The following is a 20,115-nucleotide window of genomic DNA, read 5'->3' as shown; positions in this document are numbered from 1 at the left end:
ATCCGCCCCTACGCCCCATTTGCACCGTCGCAATGCCGTGCCACGCTGGGAAGGATCCGACGGGGAGGCGACGACGTATGGGCGACGACGGCGCACGACGGGTGTACGGGACGGCCTCCGCTCGCAGGAGACCTCCCGTCGGCAAGGGCGAGAAGCTCGCCGACTGGGCGGACGGGCGGCTCGGGCTCTTCGGGCTGGCCAAGGCCAACATGCGCAAGGTCTTCCCTGACCACTGGTCCTTCATGCTGGGCGAGGTCACCCTCTACAGCTTCATCGTGCTGATCCTCACGGGCGTCTATCTCACCCTGTTCTTCGAGCCGAGCATGCAGGAGGTCGTCTACAACGGCTCCTACACGGAGCTCAACGGCGTGCTCATGAGCAAGGCCTTCGAGTCCACGCTGGACATCAGCTTCGATGTGCGCGGCGGGCTGCTGATACGGCAGATCCACCACTGGGCGGCGCTGGTCTTCATCACCGGCATGCTGGTGCACATGATGCGGGTGTTCTTCACGGGCGCCTTCCGCAAGCCGCGCGAGCTCAACTGGGTCTTCGGCTGGACCCTGCTGATGCTCGGCATCATCACCGGCCTGACCGGCTACTCGCTCCCCGACGACCTGCTCTCCGGCACCGGCATCCGCTTCGCGCAGGGCGCGATCCTGTCGATCCCGATCGTCGGGACGTATCTGTCGTTCTTCCTCTTCGGCGGGGAGTTCCCGGGCGAGGACATCATCTCGCGGCTGTACCCGGTCCACATTCTGCTGCTGCCGGGGATCATGCTGGGCCTGGTCGCCGCCCATCTGATCCTGGTCTTCTACCACAAGCACACCCAGTTCCCGGGCCCCGGCCGCAAGGAGCGGTCGGTCGTCGGGATGCCCTTCCTGCCGGTCTACATGGCCAAGGCGGGCGGCTTCTTCTTCCTCGTCTTCGGTGTCCTGACGGTGATGGGCGCGGTCGCCCAGATCAACCCCGTGTGGGCCTTCGGCCCCTACCGCCCCGACCTGGTCACCACGGGCGCCCAGCCCGACTGGTACCTCGGGTTCTCCGAGGGCCTGATCCGGGTGATGCCGGGATGGGAGATCAATCTCTGGGGTCACACGCTTGTCCTCGGCGTGTTCATCCCGTTCTCGCTCTTCCCGCTGATCCTGCTCGCCCTCGGCCTCTATCCCTTCATCGAGGCGTGGATCACCGGAGACAAACGCGAGCACCACCTCCTGGACCGGCCGCGCAACGCGCCCGTGCGCACCGGCCTGGGCGTGGCCTGGCTGACCCTGTACGCGGTGCTGCTGATCGGCGGCGGCAACGACATCGTGGCCACCCATCTGCATCTGTCCATCAACGTGATCACCTGGTTCGTGCGGATCGGTGTCTTCGTGCTGCCGGTCGTCGCCTTCATCGTCACAAAGAAGATCTGCATGGGCCTCCAGCGCCGCGACCGCGCCAAGGTGCTGCACGGCAGGGAGACGGGCACGATCAAGCGGCTCGCGAACGGCGAGTACATCGAGCTGCACGAGCCCCTCGCGCAGAGCGAGCTGTTCACCCTCACCCAGCACGAGCAGAACCCGCCGTACGAGATCGGGCCCGAGGTCGACGCGGGCGGGGTCCGCCGCAAGGTCAAACGGTCCGAGCGGCTGCGGGCCCGGCTCGCGAAGGCCATGTTCGGTCCCGACGCGCGGATCGAGAAGCCGACGGTGGAGGAGTACCGGGAGATCACCAGCGGCGATCACCAGCCGCACTGACGACCAGGGCCCGGCACTCCTGGGGGTCGCCCCAGGCGGTGCGCAGAGCCCGGGCCTTGGTCAGCCAGAGCGACAGGTCGTACTCCGCCGTGTAGCCGATCGCGCCGTGCAACTGCAGCGCGGTGCGGGCGGTGCCGTACGCCGCCTCGCACGCGGCGACCTTGGCGGCGGCGACATCGGCCGGCCGCATGGTCAGCGCGGCGCCGAAGACCAGCGGGCGCGCGAACTCCAGGGCGATCTTCGCGTCGGCCAGCCGGTGCCTGACCGCCTGGAACGAGCCGACGGGCACCCCGAACTGGCTGCGTTGCTTGACGTACGCGACGGTTCTGTCGAGCAGCGCGAGGCCCACGCCGAGGGCCTGGGCGGCGGTGGCGAGCCGGGCCCAGGTGAGGGCCTGTTCGGTGGCGGTGTCGAGGACTTCGCCGCCGGGGGTGAGGGGGGTGAGGCGGCGGGCCGGGTCGAGGGACGGGCGGACGGGGCCGTGGCCGGGGGAGAGGCGTATGCCGTCGGGCATCCAGGAGAGGCGGAGGGCGGCGGCGTCGCCGTCCAGGGCGTAGGGGCCGGGCGGGTGCGGGTGCGGGTGCGGGTGTGGGTGTGGGTGCGGGTGCGGGTGTGGGCGTGGGTGCGGGTGCGAGGGCGGTGGCCGGTGCGGCTCCTGGCTCTCGTGCGGCGGCGCCACCGTCGCCATCGTCTCCCCGGACGCCAGCCCCGGCAGCAGCCGCTTGGCGATCCCCGGGCCGGCCCCCGTGAGGAGCACCGCCGCCGTGATCGTCTCGACCAGCGGGCCCGGCACCGCATGACGGCCCAACTCGACGAACGCGACGGCCAGTTCGACGGGGCGCGGGCCCAGACCCTCGTACGCCTCGGGGACCGCCAGCGCGAACACGCCCGCCTCCGCGACCCGGGACCACAGCGCCCGCCCGCTCGCATGGTCGCCCCGGCTCCAGTCCCGCACCACCGCCGGTGTGCCGGCCCCCGTCAGCAGGGCGTCCAGGGAGGCGGCGAAGGCCCGCTGCTCGGCGTCGAGGAGGAAACGCATCAGCGGCGCCCCTTCGGCAGGCCGAGCAGGCGCTCGGCGATGATGTCGCGCTGGATCTCGTTCGTGCCCGCGTAGAGGGGACCGGCGAGTGCGTCGTGGTCAACAACGCCGGGCTCGGCGGCACCGCGCATCTCGTCGACATGACCGACGACCAGTGGTCCCGCGTCCTGGACGTGACGCTGAACGGCACCTTCCGGTGTGTGCGGGCCGCCCTCCGCCACATGAAGGAGACCCGCGGCGGCGTGATCGTCAACAACGCCTCCGTCGTCGGCTGGCGTGCCCAGGCCGGACAGGCCCACTACGCCGCCGCGAAGGCGGGCGTGATGGCGCTGACCCGCTGCGCGGCGGTCGAGGCGGCCGAATACGGGGTGCGGGTCAACGCCGTGGCACCCAGCCTCGCCCTGCACCCGCACCTGGTGAAGGTGACCACACCCGAACTGCTCGCCGAGCTGACCGCGCGCGAGGCCTACGGGCGGTACGCCGAGCCCTGGGAGGTGGCCAACGTGATCGTGTTCCTGGCCTCCGGCTACTCCTCGTACATGACGGGAGAAGTGGTCTCCGTCAGCAGCCGCCACCCGTAGGACGACAATGGACCCGTGCCTCCAACGAAGAAGAAGCCCCAGGTGACCGCAGCGCCCGCCCGTCGTAGCGAACTCCTCGGCACCGCCGCCGAGGTCTTCGCCGAGCAGGGCTACAACGCCACCACCGTCCGCAAGATCGCGGACCACGCGGGCATGCTCGCGGGCAGCCTCTACTACCACTTCGACTCCAAGGAGTCGATGCTGGAGGAGATCCTGCGCACCTTCCTCGACGAGCTGTGGGACGGCTACGACGACGTCCTGGACGCCGGGCTCGGCCCGCGCGAGACGCTTCAGGCCCTGGTCACGGAGTCGTTCCGGGAGATCGACCGGCATCGCCCGGCCGTCGCCATCTACCAGAAAGAGAGCAAGCAGCTCGTGGCGCAGGAGCGGTTCGCGTTCCTCGCCGAGTCGCAGCGCAGATTCGAGAAGGCGTGGCTGTCGACCCTGGAGCGCGGCGTCGCCGAGCGGGCCTTCCGCGCCGACCTCGACGTCCGGCTCACCTACCGGTTCGTGCGCGACACGGTGTGGGTCGCCGCGTCCTGGTACCGCCCGGGCGGACAGCACAGCCCGGAGGAGATCGCCCGGCAGTACCTGTCGATGGTGCTGGACGGGATCGCCGTACGCGAATAGCCCTCATCTGTGAGGGAGTTGTCATGGCCGAGGCCTACATCGTCGAAGCGGTGCGGACGCCTGTCGGGCGGCGCGGTGGAGGACTGAGCGCGGTCCATCCGGCCGACCTCGGCGCGCACGCGCTGGGGGAGCTGATGCGCCGCTCGGGCGTCGACCCGGCCGCCGTGGAGGACGTCGTCCTCGGCTGTCTGGACACCGTGGGTCCGCAGGCCGGGGACATCGCGCGGACCTGCTGGCTGGCGGCCGGGCTGCCCGAGGAGGTGCCGGGCGTGACCGTCGACCGGCAGTGCGGCTCCTCGCAGCAGGCCGTGCACTTCGCGGCACAGGCCGTGCTGTCCGGCACGCAGGACGCGGGGGCGCCAGGGGATACAGGTAGTAGCCGACCGGGGGTGTAGCCCTGCCTCGTACAGCGCCTGGCGGTCGACGAGCATCGCCGTGAGCTCGTCCTCCGTGGAGCCGCCCGGGGTACTTGGCCTGCTCGATCAGGCTGGGCTGGAACTTGTCCGGGCGCCCCCGACGTGCTGCGCTCCGAGGTCGGCTGGACCCCGGCCTTCGCCAGTCCGGCTGCGGCAGCCAGCTACCGCCGTCACCGAAGCCGTACGACGACCCGGCCCGGGCCGAGAGCGGCCCGGGTTCGCCGCACCGGCCGCGCACCCCGCGCCGTCCCCGGTGGTGTTCGCGACGCACACGAACTCCCCGCGCCGGAAGGCGAGCACACCCTCGCGTAGCCGGTGGACGCCGCGACGACGACGCCGATGAGCGTCGTGCCCAGCACCACGACCACGGATCATCGTCGACCTGGTCCCGAACCACTCCTCCGACCAGCACGAGCGGTTCAAGCGGGCCGTCGCCCAGATGTTCCCGATCGCGGTACTGATCGTGCCGATAATCGGCAGTGTCAGGAGGCGGCACGCAAGCTGCTGGCGGAGGCGGGAGAGCCCGGAGCCGTCTACGGGGCGTAGGCCGCAGGCCCGGGGGCGGAGCCTCCAGCACACACCAGCACCACACCCTCCACCCCCGCCCACCCCTACGTGTCGCACTCCAGCACACTCCGGCACAACGCACACCGCGCCCGAACCCGCCCCCGCACCGGCACCCGGATCCGCTGATGGCAGGTGGGACACGGAAACGACACCCGCAACCGCCCACCCCCGTCGGGAGAGAACCGGTAGCGCACACCCGGCTGCGGCGGCGGCCCCGCCGGCGCATGCCGCCGGTCCCGGGCATACCGCCGCCGCCCCGCCCACCCCGCCGCGGTCAGCGGCGGCTGCCGCTCATCGCGCCGGGCCAGCTCCATCCCCTTCACATACGCCGTGTACGCCTGCGCACTGGTGAACCACACCGACGGGTCCTCCCCGAAGACCAGCGCTCGCTTGGCCAGCACGTACCCGAACTCCTCCGGCGTCAGATAGCCCAGCTTCTGCGACGACGCCCCGTCCTCCCGGAACGCGTCCAGCAGCAGCCAGCCCGCGCCCAGATACGTCGTCGCCGTGTCCGTCAGGATCTCGTTGTCCCGCACGCCCGGGAAGGACAGGTCGAGGCGGTGCAGGTACACATGCATCACCTCGTGGGCGAGGGCCGCCCCGATGTCCCGCCGATGCGTACGGAACCGGTCGTTCAACTCCACGAAGTACTCCGGCCCGGCCGCGAGCTCGACGTTCGCCGCGTGCCGCATCTCCCGGAAGCTCACGATCAGCCGGGCGTCCGGAAGCCGGTAGTGCCGCACCAGCTCGTGCGCCACCCGCTGCGCCCCCAGATACAGGTCGTCGGTGTCGCAGAACGCCACATCGGCCGGGACCACGCTGGTCGGGAACGTCTGGATGGTGTCGTACGACAGGCGCTTGTACAGCGCCGTGATGGCGGCCCGCACCGTCTCCAGATGCGGGTAGCCGTGCTCGACCGGCCCGTCGTTCGCCACGCCTCACCCCCAAGACGCCCCTGAATCCGGTTCCACTGTACGAAAGTGTGACGGCCACGGGGCCGCGCCACCGCCGCGAAAACCGGTCGTCCCGTCCGGGCCCCGCCGGCAGAATCCGGGCCGTGACCAGCGAACAGCGCACCGTCGCCGCCGAGCTCCGGGTGGGCGGCCAGGACGACGACCTCGAAGAGCGGCTCGACGAGGAGCTGACCGCCTTCAACACCGCCGCCGCCGACGGAGCCGCCACCGAGCCGCTCTCCGTCCGCGTCACCGACGAGACCGGCGAGCTGATCGGCGGACTCACCGCCTGGACCTGGGGCAGCCTGTGCTCCGTGGACATGCTCTGGGTGCGGGAGGACCAGCGGCACGCCGGCTGGGGCGGCCGGCTGATGCGCGCGGCGGAGGCCGAGGCGGCCCGGCGCGGCTGCACCGACATGATCGTCTCCACGTACAGCTTCCAGGCGCCCGGCTTCTACCCACGGCTCGGCTACCGGGAAAGGGCCCGCATTCAGGGCGTGCCGGGCGGACACGAGGACGTCTACTTCCACAAGCGGATCAGCGCGGCCGAGGTGTGAGACGACGTGCGGCGGCCCGGCCTCCTCCCCGTAGGCTGACGCCCCATGACCACCAGCAACACCGGTGACGTCGACGTCGCCGTCCGCGAGGAGCTCGCCCGGCTGCGCGACAGCATCGACAACATCGACGCGGCCGTCGTCCACATGCTCGCCGAGCGCTTCAAGTGCACCCAGCAGGTCGGCCACCTCAAGGCCAGGCACCAGTTGCCGCCCGCCGACCCGGCCCGCGAGTCCCGTCAGATCGACCGGCTGCGCACGCTCGCCGAGAACGCCAAACTGGACCCGGCCTTCGCCGAGAAGTTCCTGAACTTCATCGTCGCCGAGGTCATCCGCCACCACGAGCGCATCGCCGACGAGACGCTCAACGGCTCCGCGCCCGGCGGCAACTGACCCCGGACGACCGCTCCCGGGGGAGTGACACGGCGGCCCGCGCGGGGCATGCTGCGCTGTGCACAGCATGTCAGCTGACGAGCACTGCGCGTCAGTGTCCCGGACTTACTCTGGTCCTCCACGAGGGAGGGGCGTCGGGCCATGCCGTCGGATACCAGGATCCTCATCGTCGACGACCACGAGGACACGCTGTACGCACTGGAAAGCGCCCTGGCCCCGCTGGGCTATCTGCTCAGCCGGGCCACCAGCGGCGACGAGGCGCTCAAGCAGGTGCTCCGCGGCCAGGTCGGGCTGCTGCTGCTCGACGTGCGCATGCCCGGCGTCAGCGGCCTCGAGGTGGTGCGCTACATGCGGCGCGTCGAACAGACCCAGCACATCCCCGTGATCCTGCTGACCGGCTTCGGCGCCGACCACGAACTGACCACCGCCGCCTTCCGGCTGGGCGTCGCCGACCTCGTCCTGAAGCCCGTGGACCCCTGGGCCCTGCGCACCAAGGTCCGCTACCTCTACGACGCCCAGCAGCGGCACCTCGCCCTGGAGCGGGAAGTGCGCCGGCTGCGCGCCCTCGTACGGGAGCACACCGAGGCCGCCGTACACCCCCCGCGCCCCGCCCTGCCGCATCCCGACGCGCGCGTACCGACCCAGCGCCCCGTAGGGGCGCACGCCGGGGAGCTGGAAAAAGACCGCACCTAGACCGGACATTGGGCACGTACCGATCCGCCTCTGTGCCTTGCCGGTGCCATCAGGCAGCATGTCACGCATGTCCGTACTGACGCGCGACGAAGCGCAGACCCGAGCAGAGCTCCTCGACGTGCACCGCTACACGATCGAACTCGACCTGACGACCGGCGACGAGACCTTCGACTCCCGCACCCTGATCAGGTTCAGCGCCCGCACCGACGGAGACACCTTCGTCGAGGTCAGGCCGGACGAGCTGCGCTCCGTCACCCTCGACGGACACCCCCTGGACCCGGAAGCCCTGGACGGCAACCGGCTCGCCCTGAAGAACCTCACCGCCGGCGAGCACGAACTGCGCGTGCACGCGCTCATGCGCTACTCCCGCACCGGCGAGGGCATGCACCGCTTCACCGACCCCACCGACGGCGAGACGTACGTCTACACCCAGCTCTTCATGGAGGACGTCCAGCGCGTCTTCGCCGCCTTCGACCAGCCCGACCTCAAGGCCGTCTTCGAGCTGTCCGTGCAGGCCCCCGAGGGCTGGACCGTGCTCGCCAACGGCATCACCGAACAGACCGACGGCGTATGGAAGGCGGCACCCACGCCGCTGATCTCCACCTACCTCGTCGCCGTCGCCGCCGGCCCCTGGCACTCCGTGCGCACCGAGCACCGCGGCCTGCCCTTCGGCCTGCACTGCCGCCGCTCCCTCGCCCCCTACCTGGACGCCGACGCCGACGAGCTCTTCGACGTCACGCGCGCGTGCTACGACCGCTACCACGAGAAGTTCGACGAGCCCTACCCCTTCGACTCCTACGACCAGGCCTTCGTCCCCGAGTTCAACGCGGGCGCGATGGAGAACCCCGGCCTCGTCACCTTCCGCGACGAGTTCGTCTACCGCTCCGCCGTCACCGACACCGAGCGCCAGACCCGCGCCATGGTCATCGCCCACGAGATGGCCCACATGTGGTTCGGCGACCTCGTCACCCTCAAGTGGTGGGACGACATCTGGCTGAACGAGTCCTTCGCCGAGTACATGGGCTACCAGACCCTCACCGAAGCCACCCGCTTCACGGACACCTGGACCGACTTCGGCATCACCCGCAAGTCCTGGGGCTACGACGCCGACCAGCGCCCCTCCACCCACCCCGTCGCCCCCGAGGCCGTCGACGACACCGCCTCCGCGCTGCTCAACTTCGACGGCATCTCCTACGCCAAGGGCGCCAGCGCGCTGCGGCAACTGGTCGCCTGGCTCGGCGACAAGGACTTCCTCGCCGGCATCAACACCCACTTCGCCCGGCACAAGTTCGGCAACGCCACCCTCGCCGACTTCATCGACTCCCTCGCCGGCGCCACCGAACGCGACGTCCACGCCTGGGCCGACGCCTGGCTGCGCACCACCGGCGTCGACACCCTCACCCCCCAGGTCGCCCCCGGCGAGAACGGCACCTGCGCCCTCACCGTCGACCACGCCGGCAGCCGCCCCCACCACATCGCCGTCGGCCTGTACGACCGGGACCTCGGCGACGACGGCGGGCACCTGGTCCTGCGCGAACGCCTCCACCTGGACCTGCCGCAAGACGACGCCCAGCCCATCGGCAAGCGCCCGGCCCTGCTCCTCCTCAACGACGGCGACCTGACCTACGCCAAGGTCCGCTTCGACTCCGAGTCCTTCGAGACCATCCGCAAGGAGCTGTCCGGCCTGCCCGAACCGCTCACCCGCGCGGTCGTCTGGAACGCCCTGCGCGACGCCGTCCGCGACGGCGAACTGGCGCCCGCCGCCTACCTGGAGACCGCCAGGGCCCATCTCCCGCTGGAGACGGACCTCGCCGTCGTCCAGGGCGTGCTCGCGTTCGCGTCCACGTACATCACCGACCACTACCTCACGCCCGAGGAGCGGCCCGCCGCGCTCGCCACCCTCTCCGACCTGTGCCGCGACCTCATCCGCCGCACCGAGGACGGCGACAACCCCGGCCTGCGCCTGATCGCCGTACGCCACCGCATCGACGTCGCGGCCCACCCCGACACCATCGCCGCCTGGCTCGCCGACGGCACCGTCCCCGGCGGCCCGGAGCTCGACCCCGAGCTGCGCTGGCGCGTCCTCGCCCGGCTCGCCGTCCTCGGCGCCACCGACGAGGCCGCCATCGCCGCCGAGCTGGAACGCGACCCGAGCGCCACCGGCCAGGAGGGCGCCGCCCGCTGCCGGGCCGCGCTGCCCGACCCGGAGGCCAAGGCCCGCGCCTGGCAGGCGATGTTCGGCTCCGACGACCTGTCCAACTACCTCTTCACCGCCACCGCCGCGGGCTTCTGGCAGCCCGAACAGGCCGAGCTGGTCCGCGCGTACGTACCGCGCTACTACACCGACGCGGTGGCCGTCGCCGACCGCCGCGGCCCCGCCATCGCCACGGCCGTCGGCCGCTCGGCCTTCCCCGCCCACGCGGTCGACGCGGAGCACCTCCGCCTGGGCGAGGAGTGCCTGCGCGACGCCGGACCGATCCCGGCGCTGCGCCGCAAGCTCGTCGACCAACTGGACGATCTGGCACGGGCGTTGCGGGTGCGGCAGGGCAAGGAGATCTAGGACCGGCGACCTAGGGCGGGGGCGGGGCGGCTGGTCCCTTTCGCCGATGCGGCGGGCCGGTCGCCCTTCCTAGCCTCGGGCAGGCAAGGACGATCAAGCCCGAGGAGCCCTTCGTGATCGTAGTGACCGGTCCCACCGGAAACGTCGGCCGTGCCCTGGTCGACCGCCTCGTCGCCGCCGGGCGGCCCGTGCGGGCGCTCACCCGCGACCCGCGACGCGCCCGCCTGCCCGCCGGCGTCGAGGCGGTACGACTCAGCCTCGACGAGCCGGCCGCCCTGTTCGAGGGCGCGACCGAGCTGTTCCTGTACGTCCAGGCCGGCGGCGACCACACACCCCGCCTCCTGGCGGCGGCCCGTGCCGCCGGAGTGCGTCACGTGGTCCTGCTGTCCTCCGGGATCATCGACTCGGGCCCCGACGCCGACGAGACCCACCCCATCCACGTCATGCACGCCACCGCCGAGCGGCAGCTCCGCGACAGCGGCCTGGCATGGACCTTCCTGCGCCCCAACGCGTTCGCCGCCAACGCCTTCCAGTGGGCCCCGCAGATCCGCACCGGCGACACCGTCCGCGGTGTCTTCGCCGACGGGCTGTCCGCCCCGGTCCACGAGGACGACATCGCCGCCGTCGCCGAACGCGCCCTCCTCGACGACGGCCACGACGGCGCCGCCCACCGCCTCACCGGGCCCGAGGCGATCACCAACGCAGGGCAGGTCGCTGCGATCGGCCGGGCCCTCGGCCGTGAGCTGAACTTCGCCGAGCTGTCACCGGAGGAGGCCGGCCCCGAACTCTTCCCGCACGTCCCGCCGGACATGCTCCGGGCCCTGCTGAAGACCTTCGCCGCGTCGGTCGGTACACCGCCGGAAATCACCGGCACGGTCCGGGAGATCACCGGTCGGCCGGCCCGTCCCTTCGCGCTCTGGGCCGAGGACCACGTGGACGACTTCAAGGGCTGACGCGGTCCGGACCCCAACAGGTCTTCCCCGTACGGAAGTACCTCCACCCGGGTCCGGTCGTTGGGCTTCTCGGGCGCGTCGCCCCGCTCCCCGGAGGACGCCCATGAGCACGCCGCCCCCAGTGCCCCGACAGGCAACGTTCGCCCCGTCGCGACGCCCGGCGCCGCTCCTTGACGGGCAAACGCTGCCTGCCGCGGCACTGGCCTCAGGTCCCGAAGGCCCACGCGCCCTGCGGCCGTTGCTCGACACCGTGCTCGAAGCGCTGGACACCGGCGCCCGGGCACGCGGCGGACCGCTGCCGCCGGGCGGACCGGAGGCGGTCGCGGCCCGCGTACGGGAGACGGCGGGAGAGATCCTCCCCGACCAGGGCGACCCACACGCCCTGCGCACCCTGGTCCACGTCTTCGCCGAAGGCGCCGCCGACCCGGCACACCCCCTGTGCGCCGCCCACCTCCACTGCCCACCCCTGGCCATCGCCACAGCCGCCGACCTGGCCGCCTCCGCCCTCAACCCCTCCCTCGACTCCTGGGACCAGGCCCCGGCGGCCTCGGAACTGGAGACACTGGTCGCGAGGGCACTGGCCAAGGAGATCTACGGCGACGGCCGGCAGGAAGCGTCCCGAACCCCCGACTCCCTCGTCACCACCGGCGGCACCGAGTCCAACCAGGTCGCCCTGCTCCTCGCGCGAGAGGCGTGTGACGGGGCCGTGCGGCTGGTGTGCGGGGACAACGCCCATCACTCGCTCGCGCGGGCCGCCTGGCTGCTCGGGCTGCCCGAACCCGTCGTCGTACCCGCCCCGGCAGGGACGCTCGATCCCGCCGCGCTCGACGAGACCCTCACCCGCCTGGACGGCCCGCTGCTCGTCGCCGCCACCGCCGGCACCACCGACGCCGGCCTCATCGACCCACTGCCCGAGATCGCCGCCCGCTGCGCGGCCCACGGCGCCCGGCTGCACATCGACGCCGCCTACGGCGGAGGCCTCCTGTTCAGCACCCGGCACCGCGCCGCGCTCACCGGCCTCGACGCCGCCGACACCGTCACCCTCGACCTGCACAAACTCGGCTGGCAGCCGATCGCCGCAGGCCTCCTCGCCGTCAAGGACCCCCGCGACCTCACCGCCCTGCGGCAGCGCGCCGACTACCTCAACGCCGCCGACGACACCGAGGCCGGCCTGCCGGACCTGCTCGGCCGGTCCATGCGCACCACCCGCCGCCCCGACGTCCTCAAGCTCGCCGTCACCCTCAAGACCCTCGGCCGCAGCGGCCTCGGCACACTCGTCGACCAGGTCTGCGCCCGGGCCCGGGAGTTCGCCGCCCTCGTCCACGACCACCCCGGCTTCGTCCTCCACGGCCCGCCCGTCATCAGCACGGTGCTGTTCCGGCCCGCGGACGCCACCGACGCCACCGTGGCCGCCGTACGCCGCGCGCTGTTCACCGACGGCAGTGCCGTCCTCGGCCGGACCCGACTCGACGGCCGGCTCTGGCTCAAGGCCACCCTCCTCAACCCCGCCACCGGGCCCGACGACCTGGCCGCCCTGCTGCACCTCGTGGCAGCGCGCCGAGCCACACTCGTGGAAGGACACACCCCCCGATGAACCCCGCGCCCACCCCCGGTCCCACCCCGACACCACACCCGCACCGCGAGCCCGACGCACCCCGCGACCTCGTCGGCATCGGAATCGGCCCCGCCAACCTCTCCCTCGCCGCCCTCGCCCACCCGCTCGGCGAACTCGACACCGTCTTCTACGACCAGCGCCCCGCCTTCGGCTGGCACTCCGGCCTGCTCATCGAGGGCGCGACCATCCAGGTCCCCTTCCTCGCCGACCTGGTGAGCCTCGCCGACCCCACCAGCCCCTGGACCTTCCTCAACTACCTCAGGTCCCGCGAGCGGCTCTTCCCCTTCTACTTCGCCGAGCGCTTCCACATCCAGCGCGCCGAGTACGACGCCTACTGCCGCTGGGTCGGCGAGAGCCTCCCCGACCTCCACTTCGGCCACCAGGTCGACGCCGTCCGCTGGAACCCCGAACGCGACGTCTTCGAGGTCGACTTCACCCAGCTCGACGCCGACGGAGAAGCAGAGGCCCTCGGCCGCACCTACGCCCGCAACGTCGTCCTCGGCATCGGCACCGAGCCCTACGTCCCCGAACCCCTCAAGCCCCTCGCCCAGGCGCCCGGCGTCCCGGTCGTGCACGCCGCCGACTACCTCGACCACCGCGCCACCCTCCTCGCCGCCGAGCACGTCACCGTCGTGGGCATCGGACAGTCCGGCGCCGAGATCTTCCTCGACCTGCTGCGGAACAGACCGGCCGGCCAGGAGAAACTCCACTGGCTGGGCCGCACGGAGGCCTTCGCGCCCATGGAGTACTCCAAGCTCGGCCTGGAGCACTTCACCCCCGACCACACCCGCTACTTCCACGCCCTGCCCGAATCCGCCCGCGACCGGCTCGTCACCGGGCAGTGGCAGCTCCACAAGGGCATCGACGCCGCCACCGTCGCCGCCATCCACGACGAGCTCTACCGCCGCACCCTGCACGGAGGCTGGCCCGACGCCGTCCTCACCCCCGGCGTCCACGTCCGCACCGCGGGCCGCGTCGCGACGACCAAGGTGGAACTGCACCTGGAGCACGGCAGGCAGGACAGCCGCTCCCGCCTCACCACCGACGCCGTCGTCCTCGCCACCGGCTACCGCGAACGCCCCCTCGACCGCGTCCTCGCAGGACTCGACCCCTACCTGCGCCGGGACAGCCGGGAACGCCCGCGGATCGACGAGGAGTACCGCCTCGTCCTCGACCCGTCCGTCACCGGCACGGCGTACGTCCAGAACGCCGAGTCCCACACCCACGGCGTCGGCGCCCCGGACCTCGGCCTCGCCGCCTGGCGCAGCGCGATCATCCTCAACTCCCTGACGGGCAGGGAAGCGTACGCACTCCCGCGCCGCACCGCCTTCACCACCTTCGGCCTCACACAGCGGCAGCAGGTCCCGCCGGCCCGTGAGGCACCGGCGCTGACCCCGCTCGTGGACCGAAGGTGACGACAACCCCGAGGGGGTGTGTCCCTAGAAGACGGGCGTGCCGTTCCGCGTGAGCTTCCAGTCCACCGCCGCGAACTCGGCCGGGTCGACGGCCCCCTTCGCCTTCACCCAGGCGATCATGGTGTTGCGGATCTCGTCCGAGTTCGACCACAGCAGTTGCGAGGCGGCGACATGCGGGAAGTTCCCGCCGCCGTTGGCCCGGTAGTTGTTCACCGCGAACACGAACTTCGCGTCGTCCGCGAGCGGCTGCCCCTCGAACCGCACGTTCGTCACCCGCGAACCGGCCGGCTTCGCGATGTCGATCTCATAGGCCAGGCCGCTCACCACGTCGTAGTTGTAGTCCGGCGTGCCGTTCGCGTTCGTCAGCTTCGCCGGGTCCACCTCCGCGCCCGGAGCCGTCTGCGCGAAGTAGTTCGCCGAGAACTCCAGATACGCCTTCATCTGCGCACCCGTCATCAGACGCGCCTCCAGCGTGTTCTCGAAGACGTACAGACCCGCCACGTCCCGGATCGTCACCTTGCCCGCCGGGATCCGCGCACTGCGCGAGAAGCACGCCGCCTGCGACAGCACCGGCAGCGAGGCGTGCTCCGTGCCCGCCAGCGCCTGCTTCACCGTGTCCGCCTGGATGTGGTTGATCAGGTCGATGATCGGCACGTCCTTGTACGGCGCCTCGGTCGACGTCATCTCCGCCGCGTTCGTGCCGATGACCTGGTTGACGTACGCCACGACCTTCTCGTGCTCGTCCGACAGCAGCCGCACGATCTTCCGGTCCTCCTCCACCGTGTTGGAGTTCAGGACCTTCGCGCCCACCTTCTCGACCTTCCAGCAGCCCTTCGCCCAGACCAGCTCGAAGTCGAACAGCGTCAGCCGCTGCCCCCACTTCAGCGGCTCGGACAGCACGACCTGCTTGCCGGTCTTCTTGTTGGTGACGAAGTACTCGGGGATCTCCGTGTGCGCGTGCCCGACCAGGATCGCGTCGATCCCAGGCACCTGCTCGGCCACCAGACCGGCCGCGTTCTCGATGTACGGCAACTGGTCACCGTAGGACGACGTCCCCGACGAACCGCTGTGCGCCGACACGATGACGACGTCCGCGCCCATCGACCGCAGCTTCGGCACCCACTTCGCCGCCTGCTCCTCCAGACCCGGGAACGTCATCTTGCCCTGCACGTTCGCCTTGTCCCAGATCGCGATCCCCGGGTTGGTCAGACCCAGCACCGCCACCTTCACATCCCGCCCGAACGGCGTGCGCAGCCGGTGCATGCTGTACGGCGCGAAAGCCGGCCGCAGCGTCTTGGCGTCGAGCGCGTTCGCGCCCAGCAGCGGGAAACGGCACTGCTGCTCGAACTTCCGCAGCACCGGAATGCCGTAGTTGAACTCGTGGTTGCCGAGCGCCGCCGCGTCGTAGTCCATGGCGTTCATGGCCTGCGCCATCGGGTGCACCGGGCCGCCCTTGGCGGTGATCGGGTCGACCTTGGCGTAGTAGTACGACAGTTGCGTGCCCTGGATGGTGTCGCCCGCGTCGATGAGCAGCGTGTTGCGGCGGCCCTTCTCCTCGCGGATCCCGTTCACCAGAGTGGAGATCTTCGCCAGACCGATGTCGTTGTGGTCCTTGTCGTCGAACTCCTTGTCCGTGAAGTAGTCCCAGTTGAAGACGTTGCCGTGCAGGTCCGTCGTCCCCATCACGGTGAACGCGTACCGCTTCGCCGCACCCCGCGCCTCGGCCGCCTGGGCACCCGGCGCGGTGACCGCACCGGCCAGCGCCACCCCCGCCCCGGTCACGGCGGACTTCTCCAGGAACTTCCGGCGGTTCAACGGCATGTCTGGCTCCCCTTGCGGAATCTGTGAACGACGCGCGTAGATAACGCGCGTAGATTCTGACCCGGTCATGACCGGCCGCAACAGCCCCGGCAGGTTGCGATCTGATGACTCAGCCCGCCAACTCCACGCCTCCGGCCAGCCAAGACATGACAGAGTAGGGCGTATGACCGTGCCCACCGGAGACGCTTCCCAGCCCGCCGTCCCCTACGGAACACCCGACGCTCCCCGCATCGCCGTCCGCGGCGAGGCCCGCCTCGAAGTCGACCCGGAGATCGCCCGCATCGGCATCACCGTCGCCGCCCGGGGCCGTGACCGCCGCTCCGCCCTCGACGACCTCACCCGCCGCAACGCAGGCGTCCTCGACCTGGTCAAGTCCTACGGCGACGCCGTCGAACGCCTGGAGACCGGCGCCTTCTCCATCACACCCGAACTCACCAAGCACGGGCGCGGCGAACGCATCCGCACCTACCACGGCCGCGTCCACGTCACCGCCGAACTCACCGACTTCACCGCCCTCGGCGAACTCACCACCCGCCTCGCCGACCTCGAACTCACCCGCGTCGACGGCCCCTGGTGGGCCCTGCGCCCCGACTCACCCGCCCACCGCGAGGCCAGGAAGAAGGCCGTACGGGAGGCCGTCCAGCGCGCCCGCGAGTACGCCGAGGCACTCGGCACCACCCTCTCCGCCCTGGTCGAACTCGCCGACATCGGCGCGGAGGACACCACGCCGCCCTACCCCCAGGCCCCCGGCCGGATGCGCTCCGCGGCCTACGCCGGCGCCGAGGACGCCGCGGCGGCACCCCTCGACCTCGAACCCCAACGCCAGCGGGTGCACGCCCAGATCAACGCCCGCTTCACGATGGTGCCGCCGCGGCTCTAGCCGGCTTTTCCGCGGGGCCATTTCGAAAACGCGACCGAGGGAATCCTGGCGCTCATCGGAGCACCCCGCCGCACAATTCAACACTTGGGCATAGTGCTTCATTCAAAGTCTGTTGAGTAGTCACTCACGACCAATTCTCTACCGGTCGGTAACTCATAGGCTCAGTCTTATGCGCCGAGCAAAGATCGTCTGCACACTGGGGCCCGCCACCGACTCGTACGACCAGATCAAAGGCCTGGTCGACGCCGGAATGGACGTCGCCCGATTCAACCTCAGCCACGGCGGTCACGCCGAGCACGAGGAGCGTTACCACCGGGTACGGAAGGCCGCCGACGAGACCGGCCGCAGCGTCGGCGTCCTCGCCGACCTTCAAGGCCCGAAAATCCGGCTCGGCCGCTTCACCGAAGGCCCCGTACTCCTTGAACGCGGCGACACCTTCACCATCACCGTCGAAGACGGCGTCGAAGGCGACCGCAACACCTGCGGCACCACCTACGCCGGCCTCGCCGCCGACGTCACCCCCGGCGAACGCGTCCTCGTCGACGACGGCAAGGTCTGCCTCGAAGTCACCGAGATCGACGGCCCCCGCGTCCACACGAAGGTCCTCGAGGGCGGCGTCATCTCCGACCACAAAGGCCTCAACCTGCCCGGCGTCGCCGTCTCCGTCCCCGCCCTCTCCAAAAAGGACGAGGACGACCTCCGCTGGGCCCTGCGCACCGGCGCCGACGCCATCGCCCTCTCCTTCGTCCGCAGCGGCCGCGACATCCAGGACGTCCACCGCATCATGGACGAGGAAGGCCGCCGCCTCCCCGTCATCGCCAAAGTCGAAAAACCGCAGGCCGTCGAGAACATCGAAGAAATCGTCGCGGCGTTCGACGGCATCATGGTCGCGCGCGGAGACCTCGGCGTCGAAATGCCACTGGAACAGGTCCCGATCGTCCAGAAGCGCGCGATCAAACTGGCGAAGCGCAATGCGAAGCCCGTCATCGTCGCCACCCAGATGCTCGACTCGATGATCGACAACGCCCGCCCGACGCGTGCGGAGGCGTCGGACGTCGCCAACGCCGTCATCGACGGCACGGACGCGGTGATGCTGTCCGGGGAAACGAGCGTCGGCAAGCACCCCATCGAAACGGTCCGCACGATGGCCCGCATCGTCGAAGCGGCGGAAGAAGACATCCTGGCCAAGGGCCTCCCGCCGCTCACCGAACGCAACAAGCCCCGCACCCAGGGCGGAGCGGTAGCCCGAGCGGCGGCGGAGATGGGCGACTTCCTCGGCGCGAAGTTCCTGGTCGCCTTCACCCAGTCCGGCGACACGGCCCGCCGCCTCTCCCGCTACCGCTCCCCGATCCCCCTCCTCGCCTTCACCCCCGACCAGGCCACCCGCTCCCAGCTCAGCCTGACGTGGGGCGTGGAGACGTTCCTCGGCCCCTGCGTGGACTCCACGGACGCGATGGTCGACCAGGTCGACGAACTGCTGCTGAAGTACGGCCGCTGCCGCCCTGGCGACACGGTGGTCATCACGGCAGGCTCCCCTCCCGGCGTCTCCGGCTCGACGAACCTGGTCCGCGTCCACCACATCGCCGAGTAACTCTCAGTACTTGGCCCCGACGTGGGCGTCCATGAGGGTTACGGAGGCTTTGCGGGCGACGGAGATGTTGTACGGGTTGCCGTTGCGGGTGCAGTGGGTCCACTCGATGCCCAGTGTGTCGAGCGTGTCGGAGTAGAGCCGTCGGATGTCCTCGGAGACGTTGGTGAAGAAGTACCGAGGGTACTCGTAGCGCTTGCGCTCGCCGGCGACCATGCGGGTCGTCCAGTTGGTGACGCGGCAGCCGTCGGAGTGGATGAGGCCACGGACGAATTCCCAGGGGTGGGCGTCGACGATCTCCTGCTGCCAGGGTTCGAGGACGATCCGGCGCTCATGCTTCTTGCCGGGCCCGTGCTGAGGAAACATGCAGGTCCAGTGCTTCGTGTACGACTTCACCTCGACGCAGCCGGGCTTGTAGCGCTGCTTGACGCTGGGCAATGGCATCACCTTGCGCATGGCATCCTCGGCGGCAGAGATCAGGCCGGTCTGCATGGCATTGCAGAAGACGGACAGGTGATGCTGCTTGCGCTTCGAGATGATGTGGCCGTCGCCGAGGTAGAGCCCGAGCAGGTAGGCGTATGCCACCTGGTCGAACTTGCGGCCTGTGCACCGGGGGCAGTCGGTCGGTTGCTCGTAGGTCTCGCCGCGCGCTCTGCGGTCTTCGCTACGCCACCAGCCGACAGTGCCTCGCGGCACGTTTAGGCGCTCCGCGACTGTGCGGTTCGGTACACCCTGGCGCATCAGTGCGACGGCTTGAGCTCGAATCGAAGGACTGTGCTGCTCCATGGGGTAACTCTGCGCCACTGATCGTGACTGCGTGCAGCAAAAAGCGGAGGACCACGCGAACGTGATCCTCCGCTTGCTTACCTGCTGGTGCCCGGTGTGGGATTCGAACCCACATGCCCAAAGGGCACGGCATTTTGAGTGCCGCGAGTCTGACCAGTTCCTCCAACCGGGCAGGTCTGGGGACCGACCAGCAGTGTACCGGTTCACTGTGCGCCCCTGCTGCTAGGTACGCTCTTGGGAGCAGTACCGGCCTGCCCCGTACCAAGGAGCCCACGTGAGCGCCCCCGAGTCGCCCCAGCCTGTTGACGTGCCCGATGACGACAAGTCGCACGTGCCTCCGCTGACGACCCGTGTCGTCATCGCCGAGGACGAGGCCCTGATCCGGCTCGATCTCAAGGAGATGCTGGAGGAGGAGGGGTACACCGTCGTAGGTGAGGCCGGGGACGGTGAGCAGGCCGTGGAGCTGGCCCGTGAGCACCGGCCGGACCTGGTGATCCTGGACGTGAAGATGCCGAAGATGGACGGTATCTCCGCGGCCGAGAAGATCGCCGAGGAGAGCATCGCGCCGGTGCTGATGCTGACCGCCTTCTCGCAGCGCGACCTCGTGGAGCGGGCCCGGGACGCCGGTGCCATGGCCTACCTGGTGAAGCCGTTCAGCAAGACCGATGTCGTGCCGGCGATCGAGATGGCCGTCTCGCGCTTCACGGAGCTGAAGGAGCTGGAGAAGGAGGTCGCGGACCTCACGCTGCGGCTGGAGACGCGGAAGCTGGTGGACCGGGCGAAGTCGATTCTGCAGACCGAGTACGGGCTGAGCGAGCCGGCCGCGTTCCGGTGGATCCAGAAGACGTCGATGGACCGGCGGCTGTCGATGCAGCAGGTCGCGGAGGCGGTCATCCAGGACGCCGACGAGAAGAAGGCCAACAAGGGCTGATCAC

The 20,115-nt window shown here is 70.5% G+C and carries 16 protein-coding genes, 1 tRNA gene and 3 pseudogenes; 15 read left to right on the top strand and 5 right to left on the bottom strand.

From position 1 onward, the window contains the following. Nucleotides 1-77 precede the first annotated feature (77 nt). Nucleotides 78-1,736, top strand: coding sequence for a cytochrome bc complex cytochrome b subunit (locus ACFTZL_RS05810; protein WP_382578727.1), 1,659 nt, complete (start codon nt 78-80; stop codon nt 1,734-1,736). On the opposite strand, the gene ACFTZL_RS05805 is transcribed toward ACFTZL_RS05810, so the two are convergent. Continuing rightward, a complete protein-coding gene (locus tag ACFTZL_RS05805; protein WP_382578726.1) occupies nt 1,708-2,775 on the bottom strand; it encodes an acyl-CoA dehydrogenase family protein in 1,068 nt (355 codons plus the stop codon). The two genes, ACFTZL_RS05810 and ACFTZL_RS05805, sit on opposite strands and share 29 nt — an antisense overlap. A gap of 92 nt (nt 2,776-2,867) precedes the next feature. Here ACFTZL_RS05805 and ACFTZL_RS05800 point away from each other — a divergent pair. The 4 genes and pseudogenes from ACFTZL_RS05800 to ACFTZL_RS05785 form a co-directional block, all read left to right on the top strand. Next, nucleotides 2,868-3,356 (top strand): annotated as a pseudogene (locus ACFTZL_RS05800) (SDR family oxidoreductase); the annotation flags it as partial. A 15-nt stretch (nt 3,357-3,371) separates the two neighbouring features. Continuing rightward, nucleotides 3,372-3,986: a TetR/AcrR family transcriptional regulator gene (locus ACFTZL_RS05795; RefSeq protein WP_382578725.1), complete on the top strand. Its 615-nt coding sequence runs from the start codon at nt 3,372-3,374 to the stop codon at nt 3,984-3,986. Between the two features lie 23 nt (nt 3,987-4,009). Beyond that, a pseudogene (locus tag ACFTZL_RS05790) lies at nt 4,010-4,351 on the top strand (acetyl-CoA C-acetyltransferase); the annotation flags it as partial. A 418-nt stretch (nt 4,352-4,769) separates the two neighbouring features. After that, a pseudogene (locus ACFTZL_RS05785) lies at nt 4,770-4,841 on the top strand (alpha-amylase family glycosyl hydrolase); the annotation flags it as partial. Between the two features lie 172 nt (nt 4,842-5,013). On the opposite strand, the gene ACFTZL_RS05780 reads toward ACFTZL_RS05785, so the two are convergent. Continuing rightward, nucleotides 5,014-5,904, bottom strand: coding sequence for a hypothetical protein (locus tag ACFTZL_RS05780; RefSeq protein WP_382578722.1), 891 nt, complete (start codon nt 5,902-5,904; stop codon nt 5,014-5,016). 122 nt (nt 5,905-6,026) lie between these two features. On the opposite strand from ACFTZL_RS05780, the gene ACFTZL_RS05775 reads away from it, so the two are divergent. The 7 genes from ACFTZL_RS05775 (at nt 6,027) to ACFTZL_RS05745 (ending at nt 14,105) form a co-directional block, all read left to right on the top strand. Further along, nucleotides 6,027-6,479, top strand: coding sequence for a GNAT family N-acetyltransferase (locus ACFTZL_RS05775; protein WP_382578719.1), 453 nt, complete (start codon nt 6,027-6,029; stop codon nt 6,477-6,479). A gap of 45 nt (nt 6,480-6,524) precedes the next feature. Then, on the top strand, nt 6,525-6,869 hold the full coding sequence (locus tag ACFTZL_RS05770) for a chorismate mutase (protein ID WP_382578717.1): 345 nt from the start codon (nt 6,525-6,527) through the stop codon (nt 6,867-6,869). A gap of 141 nt (nt 6,870-7,010) precedes the next feature. Beyond that, entirely contained in the window at nt 7,011-7,562 is a 552-nt protein-coding gene (locus ACFTZL_RS05765) for a two-component system response regulator (protein WP_382578714.1), read from the top strand. A 67-nt stretch (nt 7,563-7,629) separates the two neighbouring features. Further along, complete coding sequence (gene pepN / locus ACFTZL_RS05760; RefSeq protein WP_382578711.1) at nt 7,630-10,122, top strand: aminopeptidase N; 2,493 nt, start codon at nt 7,630-7,632, stop codon at nt 10,120-10,122. 113 nt (nt 10,123-10,235) lie between these two features. Next, on the top strand, nt 10,236-11,075 hold the full coding sequence (locus tag ACFTZL_RS05755; protein ID WP_382578709.1) for an NAD(P)H-binding protein: 840 nt from the start codon (nt 10,236-10,238) through the stop codon (nt 11,073-11,075). A gap of 238 nt (nt 11,076-11,313) precedes the next feature. Further along, complete coding sequence (locus ACFTZL_RS05750) at nt 11,314-12,669, top strand: pyridoxal phosphate-dependent decarboxylase family protein (protein WP_382578707.1); 1,356 nt, start codon at nt 11,314-11,316, stop codon at nt 12,667-12,669. Continuing rightward, nucleotides 12,666-14,105, top strand: a complete 1,440-nt coding sequence (locus tag ACFTZL_RS05745) for a lysine N(6)-hydroxylase/L-ornithine N(5)-oxygenase family protein (protein ID WP_382578704.1) — start codon at nt 12,666-12,668, stop codon at nt 14,103-14,105. Before ACFTZL_RS05750 ends, ACFTZL_RS05745 begins: the two co-directional genes overlap by 4 nt. A 24-nt stretch (nt 14,106-14,129) precedes the next feature. Here ACFTZL_RS05745 and ACFTZL_RS05740 read toward each other — a convergent pair whose 3' ends face one another. Next, entirely contained in the window at nt 14,130-15,926 is a 1,797-nt protein-coding gene (locus ACFTZL_RS05740; RefSeq protein WP_382578703.1) for a bifunctional metallophosphatase/5'-nucleotidase, read from the bottom strand. Nucleotides 15,927-16,089: 163 nt separating this feature from the next. On the opposite strand from ACFTZL_RS05740, the gene ACFTZL_RS05735 reads away from it, so the two are divergent. After that, a complete protein-coding gene (locus ACFTZL_RS05735; RefSeq protein ID WP_382578701.1) occupies nt 16,090-16,806 on the top strand; it encodes an SIMPL domain-containing protein in 717 nt (238 codons plus the stop codon). 169 nt (nt 16,807-16,975) lie between these two features. Next, complete coding sequence (gene pyk, locus ACFTZL_RS05730) at nt 16,976-18,397, top strand: pyruvate kinase (protein ID WP_382578699.1); 1,422 nt, start codon at nt 16,976-16,978, stop codon at nt 18,395-18,397. Between the two features lie 3 nt (nt 18,398-18,400). Here pyk and ACFTZL_RS05725 read toward each other — a convergent pair whose 3' ends face one another. Next, a complete protein-coding gene (locus tag ACFTZL_RS05725; RefSeq protein ID WP_382578696.1) occupies nt 18,401-19,180 on the bottom strand; it encodes a helix-turn-helix domain-containing protein in 780 nt (259 codons plus the stop codon). 85 nt (nt 19,181-19,265) lie between these two features. Continuing rightward, nucleotides 19,266-19,352: transfer RNA gene (locus tag ACFTZL_RS05720), tRNA-Leu, on the bottom strand. A 102-nt stretch (nt 19,353-19,454) separates the two neighbouring features. Between ACFTZL_RS05720 and ACFTZL_RS05715 the strand changes: the two genes are divergently transcribed. Then, the gene (locus tag ACFTZL_RS05715; RefSeq protein ID WP_382498937.1) at nt 19,455-20,111 is read left to right on the top strand and encodes an ANTAR domain-containing response regulator; all 657 of its coding nucleotides are present in this window, start codon (nt 19,455-19,457) and stop codon (nt 20,109-20,111) included. Nucleotides 20,112-20,115 lie beyond the last annotated feature (4 nt).

It is taken from the genome of Streptomyces sp. NPDC056948 (assembly GCF_042674225.1).
Taxonomy (GTDB): Bacteria; Actinomycetota; Actinomycetes; order Streptomycetales; family Streptomycetaceae; genus Streptomyces; species Streptomyces purpurascens.
The sequence above is the reverse complement of the archived record's forward strand: the minus strand, read 5'-3'. Positions and strand labels throughout refer to the sequence as shown.